Source organism: Streptomyces sp. SID14478, from assembly GCF_010548525.1.
Lineage (GTDB): Bacteria > Actinomycetota > Actinomycetes > Streptomycetales > Streptomycetaceae > Streptomyces.
In genome coordinates, this window is the sequence record NZ_JAAGMG010000680.1 from 1 (window position 1) to 3150 (window position 3150).

Consider the following 3150-nt stretch of genomic DNA (forward strand, 5'->3'; position numbering starts at 1 on the left):
TGCTCCCGGCCGACCTGCGGGTCGATCCGCGCGAGGCGGCGCCCCGGCTCGCCGCCTGGCTCGCCGAACAGCCGGGCGTGAACGTCGTGTGGGGCACCAACGTGACCGGCGTCGAGACCGGCACCGTGCACACGGCCCGCGGCCCGGTCCACGGCGACCAGATCCTGCTCTGCGTCGGCCACGACCTGGACCGGCTCTACCCGGTGCAGGCCGAGGCGCACGGCATCGAACGCTGCCGCCTGTCGATGGCCCGGATCGAGGCGCCGGCCGCCTTCCGCACCCACAGCGCCGTCCTCACCGCCACCTCGATGCTGCGCTACGACGCGTTCACGGCGATGCCCTCGGCGACCGCGCTGCGCGCCGAAGTCACCGGCCACAGCGCCGCGTTGCTCGACGTCGTCGCCAACGTCATGTTCACGCGGCTGCCCGACGGCTCGGTCCTGGTCGGCGACTCGCACGCCTACGACGACACGGAGATCCCCTTCCAGGACGAGGGGACGACGGCCCTGCTGCTGCGCGAGGCGGCCCGGGTGCTCGGGGTGCCCGAGGTGCGGGTGACCGAACGCTGGCAGGGCGTGTACGCGAGCAGCGCCCGCGGTCCCCTGCTCGTCCAGGACGTGGCGACGGGGGTGCGGGCGCTGTCGGTCACCTCGGGGATCGGGATGACGCTGTCGTTCGGTCTGGCCGCCGCCACGTTCGACGGTGCGCTGCGCGCGACGGCATGAGAAAGGGGGCCCCTCCCCTCGCACGGGCCCCCTCCCTCAGCTCATCCGCACCGGCTCACTTCAGCAGGAGCCGGTGCACACCTCCCAGCCGGGTCCCGACGAAGAGGCTGCGCCCGTCCGGGCTCGCCGCCAGGGACAGCACGTCGGTGTTCTGCAGTGTCCCCGAGACGTTGCGCCAGGTGCGGCCGCCGTCCGTGGACTTCAGAACTCCCCGTGCTCCGTACGGGACTTCACCCGGCATCCAGCGCCCGGTGGTGCCCGCGTACAGGGCGCCGCCCGACGCGACGACGCCCGACACCTGGATCTTCAGGCCGCCGTGGTCGGCGGTGTGGAAGGTGCGGCCGCCGTCGGAGGTCCAGCGCAGGGTGGTGCCGCCGACGATCAGCCGGGAGCCGTCCGTGGCGAGCGCGGAGACCTCGCCGTCGGCCGCCTTCGTCAGGGTCTTGCCGAAGTCGTCCGAGTAGAACAGGCCGCCGTACCCGCCGAGCCAGATCCGCCCGTTCTTGCGGGGGTCGGCCGCCAGGGCGCGGAACTGGTCGTTCTTGCGCAGGCTCTTCCAGTGGGCGCCGCCGTCGGTGGTGGTGTAGACGCCCGGCCCGTCGAGCTGGGTGTACGACACGGCGATCCGGTTCGGGTCCTTCGGGTCGACGAGGAGCCCGAGGGTGCTGCCGTCCAGCTGCCCCTTCTCCTGCCAGGTGCGGCCGCCGTCCGTGCTCTTCTGCACGGACAGCCCGGCGAGGCTGTCGAACGTCCGCCACACGATCTTGCGGTCCTTGGCGTACGTCTGCAGGGCCGAGACCTGGCTGCCGGTCGTGCCCTCGTGCTCGCCCGCACCCCACTCCTGCGAGGCGACGGGCAGCGCCGTGCGGTACATGCCCACGTCGGTGCCCGCGAGGAGCCCGCCGTCGGCGACGGCGAGCGCGGGCACGCTGGTGCCCTGCACGCCGATGCGGTGCTGTCCCGCTCCGCCGTCCCCGCCGCGGTAGACGCCCGCGGAGGAGGCACTGACGGTGTACGACCCGTCGGCCCAGCGGTCGTAGTCGTACACCACCGTGGCGGGGTTCGGCTTGCCGATGTCCTGCCACGTGGCGCCCGCGTCCTTGCTGACGCGGGTGGTGCCGTCGGCGCCGTCGAAGACGATCGATCCGCCGCCGACGGTGAGCAGCCCCCGGGTGTCTCCCTTGCCCGGGGTCCAGTTCCGGCCGCCGTCGCTGCTGATGAACAGGCCGCCGTTCTTGCCGAGGACCTGCACGACGACGAGCCGGCCGTCGCCTCCGAAGCCCGCGATGAACTGCGAGCGGTCTGCGGCCACGGAGTAGATGCGTTCCGCCTGTTTCGGCCCGTCGCCGGTCATGCCGCGCACGACCCAGATGTCGGTGCCCGACCACGCGTACAGGTCGTCGCCGCCCATGGCGATCTTCGAGACGTCCGCGGGCAGGCCGAGCTCCTCGCTCTGCCAGCTGTCGCCCTCGTCCCGGCTGACCAGCAGCCCGCTGTCCGACTCGGCGACCAGGACGCGCGTGCCGGCGTCGGAGACGAGGTCGGAGTAGGACACGTCGGGCGCGTTCAGCCGCTCCCAGGTGCGCCCCTTGTCCTCGGTGCGCAGGATGCCTCCGTTGCTCCCCGACCAGGAGATGGCCTGCATCGCCGACCACCAGCGGTCGGGATCGTGGGCGTCGACGACGAGCGAGGGCTCGTTCGTGTCGGCCCCCGTGAACGGGGTGCGGGCGCGCTGCGTCCACGTCTTGCCCGCGTCGGTGGTGAGCCAGGCTCCCGAGTTGCCGCCCTGCGTCATGACGGCCTGCCGCGGCGCCCCCGGCGCGAGGGTGACCCTGCCGTCGGCGCTGTTGGGCCCCACGGGCTGCCACGTCGCACTGTGCGCGTCCTCGGCCGTGACCTCGAACCCGCCGCTGCCGTACTGCCGTTGGCCACCGGTGGCCTTGGCGCGGGCGGTCAGCCGGTACGTGCCGGCTGCGGGTCCCGCGAGGGCCGCGGAGTAATAGTGCGGGTCGGCCGTCGCGCGCATCGTCTTGGTGTACGTGCGTCCCTTCGGCGGGTCGACCGTGAGCACCGGCGGCGCGGCGAGCGCGGCCGACGAATAGACGTACGCGGTGCTCGCACCCGTCGAGGGGTCGGGCGTCGCGTCGACGGACAGCGGCGCCGCTTCGAGCAGGTACGGCACGCCGAGCAGCGAGGTGCCGTGGTCGCTGACGCCGATGGTCCCGGAGAAGTGCTCGACGCTCTCCGGGCGCGGCACGTCGAGGGTCAGGCGCACCGTGGCGTCGCGGCCCGGCCGGATCGTGACCCGGCGCGGGCTGACCCGCGCGCCGTCGCCGGAGACGGACACCGACCCGCTGACGGTGCGCCGCGAGGAGTTGTGCAGCGTGACCGTGCGGGTGCCGCTGACGCGGGAGTCGCCGAGGTC

At 73.4% G+C, this 3150-nt stretch carries 1 protein-coding gene and 1 pseudogene; one reads left to right on the forward strand and one right to left on the reverse strand.

Annotated features, from left to right (window positions below; genetic code table 11):
* A partial coding sequence (locus tag G3I40_RS22605; protein WP_164303964.1) for an FAD-dependent oxidoreductase occupies positions 1 to 725 on the forward strand: 725 nt, incomplete at its 5' end.
* Positions 726 to 780: 55 nt separating this feature from the next.
* Here G3I40_RS22605 and G3I40_RS22610 read toward each other — a convergent pair.
* A pseudogene (locus tag G3I40_RS22610) lies at positions 781 to 3150 on the reverse strand (hypothetical protein); the annotation flags it as partial.